This window comes from Oleiphilus sp. HI0123 (assembly GCF_001635315.1).
The window spans coordinates 1-3,409 of record NZ_LWGE01001505.1; the positions used below are offsets into that span (position 1 = coordinate 1).

5 protein-coding genes are annotated in these 3,409 nt (G+C 44.6%); all 5 read left to right on the forward strand.

All coding sequences use genetic code 11. The annotated features are described in order from the left end of the window. Positions 1–291 precede the first annotated feature (291 nt). Positions 292–852, forward strand: coding sequence for a hypoxanthine-guanine phosphoribosyltransferase (locus tag A3761_RS19890; protein ID WP_068552532.1), 561 nt, complete (start codon positions 292–294; stop codon positions 850–852). After that, on the forward strand, positions 852–1,361 hold the full coding sequence (locus tag A3761_RS19895) for a chorismate lyase (protein ID WP_068552536.1): 510 nt from the start codon (positions 852–854) through the stop codon (positions 1,359–1,361). The genes A3761_RS19890 and A3761_RS19895 overlap by 1 nt, the downstream gene beginning before the upstream one ends. Positions 1,362–1,365: 4 nt before the next feature. Then, positions 1,366–2,247 (forward strand): 4-hydroxybenzoate octaprenyltransferase, encoded by an 882-nt coding sequence (ubiA, locus tag A3761_RS19900; RefSeq protein ID WP_068510056.1) that lies wholly within the window; start codon positions 1,366–1,368, stop codon positions 2,245–2,247. Between the two features lie 119 nt (positions 2,248–2,366). Beyond that, on the forward strand, positions 2,367–3,062 hold the full coding sequence (gene phoB / locus A3761_RS19905) for a phosphate regulon transcriptional regulator PhoB (RefSeq protein WP_068510058.1): 696 nt from the start codon (positions 2,367–2,369) through the stop codon (positions 3,060–3,062). 176 nt (positions 3,063–3,238) lie between these two features. After that, positions 3,239–3,409 (forward strand): phosphate regulon sensor protein PhoR (locus A3761_RS29080; protein WP_156491976.1); only part of this gene is annotated, 171 nt, incomplete at its 3' end.

Here is a 3,409-nt window from a genome sequence, read left to right on the forward strand (position 1 = left end):
AATCCGCAGACTACGCATTGCCACTTCTTCATTCTTTATACCTGTATTATCAAAATGTTACTTGCCTTTCGAATGCATACAAACATGCCTCTCTGGTTTACACTAGCGCCCGCTTGCTTATGCGAAGAGAAGATTCTAGTTTAGAGAATAAATGTTGCCTCATTCACTTAGCGGGCTAATTTACCGAATCAGCTCGATCAGCACAAATCTTTCACTATTTCAGCGATAGTAACTTTGCGGCCAGGCAGGCTCACAGATATAATCTGCACAGCCATTTTATCAGGAAGATCTATGTCCAATACCAAAACCGTCGAAGCCCAGAAAGTCTTTAATGAGGCCGACTGCCTAATCGATATGTCTGAGCTAAGTGATGCAATTGAAAAGACAGCCAAAGATATTGAGCAAGACTTAGCGACCGACAACCCTCTGGTTATTTCAATTATGAATGGCGGTTTGGTGTACTGTGGTCACTTACTCGCTCATTTGAATTTTCCACTAGAGCTGGATTATTTACACGCTACCCGATATGGGAATGAAACCTCTGGCAGCCGCTTGGACTGGCTGGCTAAGCCGGTAAAAGCACTGTCGGGCCGAACCGTTCTTCTGGTTGATGATATCCTTGATGAAGGGCATACCCTCTTACATGTACAGGATTATTGTCGGCAGCAAGGTGCAGCGCGTGTTCTGACGACGGTTTTATTGGATAAGCAACATGACAGAAAGGCGACCAAGGATCTGCTCGCTGACTATACTTGTTTAAATGTTGAGGATCGTTTTGTTTTTGGTTTTGGTATGGATTATCAAGGCTATTGGCGGAATGCGCCGGGTATTTACGCAGTTAAGGGCATGTGATGCTAAAGCCAGCCGCTCGGCGGATACCCGACTGGAAAGTGCCTAAACAATATGGTTCCTGGGTCTTTGATCAAGGTTCACTTACCAAGAGGCTTATCGAAGCATCAAATAATAACTTTAGTGTGCGTGTCACTTATCAAGGCTGGGCTGTACCAAGTCTTGAGGAGAGGCGGATACTAAAAGTGAGAGAGCGTCAGAAAGCGCTGGTCAGGGAAGTTGAGCTGCTTTGTTTCGGAGAAGTATGGGTGATAGCGCGCAGTATTATTCCGAAAACAACGCTAAGTGGTTATGAAAGACAGCTTCAGTATTTGGGAGATAAGCCTTTAGGCGCATTTCTGTTTAAATCCAGAGTTATGACGCGTAGTAAGCTTGAAAGTGTCTCCTTGGTGAAACAGTTTAAAGAACCCGTATTTGGGCGGCGCTCGGTATTTTTTCTTCGTCAGAAACCATTGCTGGTGAGCGAACTATTTATGCCTCGGGTATTTGAGGCAAGCAAACGAGAGAAATAGGCATATGAATACTCAGAGTAAACCCGCGTTTGCAAGTGTTGCAATGGACTACGTAAGGCTTGCGAGGTTGGATAAGCCTATAGGTATTTATCTGGTTTTGTGGCCAACGCTTTGGGCATTATGGTTTGCTGCCGAGGGCATACCAGCTATGGATGTGTTAGCTATTTTTATCGCCGGCTCTGTTTTCATGCGCTCGGCAGGCTGCGTAATCAATGACTTTGCGGATAGAAAAATAGACGGTCATGTAAAGCGCACTGAAGCTCGCCCTCTGGTGACGGGGCGGGTGAGTGCAAAACAGGCTTTGATCTTTTTCGCCGTTTTATGTCTGTTGTCTTTCATCCTGGTTTTGTTTACCAATGAACTGACAATTTACCTTTCATTTGGTGCACTCGCACTTGCTTCTGCTTATCCCTTCATGAAGCGCTATACTTATTTACCACAGGTGGTCTTAGGTGCTGCATTTGCCTGGTCCGTTCCTATGGCTTATGCCGCGCAAGTGAATGAACTGCCTGCGCATATCTGGTTGATCTATATGGCAACAGTCTTGTGGACCGTTGCTTATGATACGATGTATGCCATGGTCGATAGGGATGATGATATCAAAATCGGCGTTAAATCCACGGCCATCTTATTTGGTTCGGCTGATCGGGCGATTATCGCATTTTTGCAGGTTTTGGTGATATTGACGCTGAGCTTGTTAGGTGAACAGCTTGAAATGGGGCAGTTTTACTTTCTGAGTATTGTCGTTGCGTCGGTACTATTTGTATATCAGCAGCACTTGATTCGCCATCGTGACAGAGATGAGTGCTTTAAGGCGTTTTTGAACAATAACTGGGTGGGTATGGTTTTATTCCTGGGACTGTTTCTAGACTTTTATGTCAGGTGAATTGTAAAACTTCGCAAAAAGGAGCGCTCATTAGGTTCTCAGCATAGGCTTACAGTGTAGTGTCATAAAACTGTAACAGCTTGCCGTTTTAATACAGTTTGATTTTTGGAGTAAGTACTATGTCAGAAAAAACCGTATTAATTGTTGATGATGAAGCATCAATCAGAGAAATGATTGCTGTTGCTTTAGAAATGGCTGATTACAATTGTATCGAAGCTTCAAATGCGCAGGATGCATTTATTGCTATTGTGGATCAACGTCCCGATATGATTTTACTTGATTGGATGTTGCCAGGCACTAGCGGAATTGAATTGGCAAGACGCTTGAAACGCAATGAAGCGACCAGTGATATCCCTATTATTATGCTGACAGCTAAAACCGAAGAGGATAATAAAGTACAGGGTTTGGAAGTCGGTGCCGACGACTATATTACTAAGCCTTTTTCTCCTCGTGAATTGGTTGCTCGTCTTAAAGCTGTACTTCGTCGTGCGACGCCTGCGGGTGTCGAAAGTGAAATCGAAATAGATGGATTGGTACTTGACCCAGTTTGTCATCGCGTTACCGCTCACAATAATTTGCTGAGCATGGGGCCAACTGAGTTTAAGCTACTGCAGTTCTTTATGACGCATCAAGACCGCGTTTATAGCCGTTCCCAGCTACTTGATCAAGTTTGGGGTGGCAATGTCTATGTTGAAGATCGAACCGTTGATGTTCATATTCGGCGCCTTCGCAAGGCATTAGGTGAAAGGCATGAATACCTGGTTCAAACTGTTCGAGGTACTGGCTATCGTTTTTCTGCTCAAGGTGCTGCATAGCGCTTGAGCATTGGTAACTTTGTTATAAAATAAGAAAGGTGGCAAGGAGCTCGATTTTTCATGCACATGACTTCGATCATTGACGAAGGGTGCACACTCTCTGTACCGTTTGCGTTTTAATGGCAAACTATTGAATCAGAGAATGAATCTGTCTTCCTGTGCTGGAGCATAAGGTTATGCACAAACGAATCATCGGTCACTTATACTCCCTTTTTTGGGCTGTGATTGGCTTGCTGGTACTTGGCCTGCTGATTGGGGAATTAGCGTGGGTTCTCGCGATTGGCTGCTTTGCCTACTTAGCCTGGACAATCAGCCAGGCTGTTAAGCTGCATCGTTGGCTTTACAGT